The following is a 2,017-nucleotide window of genomic DNA, read 5'->3' on the forward strand; positions in this document are numbered from 1 at the left end:
TCCCGGAGTTGGTGGCCCGCCGGATGATGTCCCTGGAGGCCGACATTCGTGCGCTGTCCGAGATGGCGATCGACCGGGCGCTGGGCAACGACTCGTTCGAGTTCATGAACTGCATCGGCAACGTCGTGCCGATTACGGTGGTGGCCAAGCTGATTGGGTTCCGCGACATCGACCCCGCTCGGCTTTTGGAAGCCGCCTTCGACTCGACCGCCATGATCGGCGGCACCATGACCTTGGATCGCCTTACCGAACTCGTCACTCGGATCGGCCTCATCCAAGAGTGGATCCGACTGCAGATCGCCGAGACGTCGGACGCCGACGAGGATGGCATCCTGCTCGCCGTGCGGCGGGCGCTGGACGCGGGCACGCTGGCGGAGGGTGAGGTGCAGATCATCCTGCATACGCTGCTCAGCGCTGGCGGCGAAACGACCAGCAGCCTAGTCGGCAATGCCGTCCGCCTGCTGGCCGACGACCAGGAATTGCAGCAGCGGCTGCGGGAGGCGCCCGAGTTGATCGACACCTTCGTCGAAGAGGCGCTGCGTCTGGAATCACCGTTCCGCCAACAGATGCGGAGTGTTCCGCGTGATACCACTCTGGGCGGGTTGGCCATCCCCGGTGGCTCCACGGTCGTGCTGTTGTTCGGTTCGGCGAACCGTGATGCCGCGCAGTTCGACGAGCCGGACGTCGTGGACCTCACTCGGCGTTCTCCTCGCCGCCACTTGGCCTTTGGCCATGGCATCCACTACTGCGTCGGAGCCGCCCTGGCCCGGATCGAAGCCAGAACGGTGCTGACCACCCTCCTAGACCGCACACGCGAATTCCGGGTCCACCCCGAGGACAAGCCCCGCTGGGTCGAGAGCTTCCTGGTCCGCCGCCACGAACATCTCCCGTTGCGTGTGACGCGGCGTTGAGAATCGCGCTTAGCCGTACTAGAACTCGCCCTAGGGTAAGCACCAGGTTCGTCGTCAAGAAGGCGAATCGCAGTACTGGTTCGCGTGGCTGACAAGCTGCCACAATGACCCACCTCAGCTTCAAGACTTGCTCAGGGAGCCATCACTGTACGGCTCCGGGCTCACGGCTGCCGAAGTCGTCATCCATCCCAAGCGATGCATCGCGCAGAAGACCTGGTCGGGGGTTGGCATGACTCCGACCACACAGCACGGTGGCAGCGGCACGCCCAAGTGATCGTCCTGGCCCTCTGGCATCAGCGCGCCTGGCCCTTGACATCGAGGTGTGCTCCGCCGATCTCCTTTGGGTCAGCGCGGCCCATGCGATCGTCTTAACGCTCAACAGAACCCCGGCACTATATTCACGGTTGCGGGAGAAGTCCTACGGCACCGCTAAAGGAGGACGGCGGAGCTGGTTCGACGAGTCGTACATCCCAAATCAGGTCGGTGACGCATATGTCAGACGAACAAATCCCCGGCGCAGAAACTTGTGGCGACTCCGCCGGTCGATTATATGGTGTCGTAGGCGAAGTACTCACCCGCCTAACGGAACCCGTGGTCGTCTGCTACCAACTGGTGAAGGTGTCGGATCGACGGTCCGCGCCGGAGAGTCTGGAGCGACCGCTTGCACCGTCGGGTGCACGCTGGCCCGGAGTCACACGATGGCCGACGGGTCGTCCCTACTTCAGGGGAGGGTTTTCTGACGGCGCCGTGGACTCCTGCGCGGAGGGACAATGCCTATGTCGTGAAGCGTCCGGCGAACCCGCGCAGCGGTAGGTCGGCACGGGTGAGCAGGCCGGGCGATGCGGTGACGATGGACTTTATGGCGTTGAGCGCGGGTAGACCGGTGACGGTCATGCCGATGGAGGCGAAATTGTCGGGGTTGGACAGGTCGACGCCGGGCTTGGGGGAAGATCATGTGCTTGTTGTAGATGCACGGGTCACCCTTAATCTGAGTGATGTAGCACCCCTTGATATCCCAGCCCGGATCGGTGTGCGGGGTCATCTGCCACTCCAGGTGCGTCTCCACCTTTGGCACGCCGCCGACCATGCCCTGGTACTTGATGTAG

The 2,017-nt window shown here is 63.4% G+C and carries 1 protein-coding gene and 1 pseudogene; one reads left to right on the plus strand and one right to left on the minus strand.

The genetic code is table 11. The annotated features are described in order from the left end of the window. Positions 1-911 (plus strand): cytochrome P450 (locus ACRDUX_RS16500; protein ID WP_526415093.1); only part of this gene is annotated, 911 nt, incomplete at its 5' end. 774 nt (positions 912-1,685) lie between these two features. Here the strand turns inward: ACRDUX_RS16500 and ACRDUX_RS16505 are convergent. Beyond that, positions 1,686-2,017, minus strand: a pseudogene (locus tag ACRDUX_RS16505) (dihydrodipicolinate reductase); the annotation flags it as partial.

The organism is Mycobacterium sp., assembly GCF_050701675.1.
Classification (GTDB): Bacteria; Actinomycetota; Actinomycetes; order Mycobacteriales; family Mycobacteriaceae; genus Mycobacterium.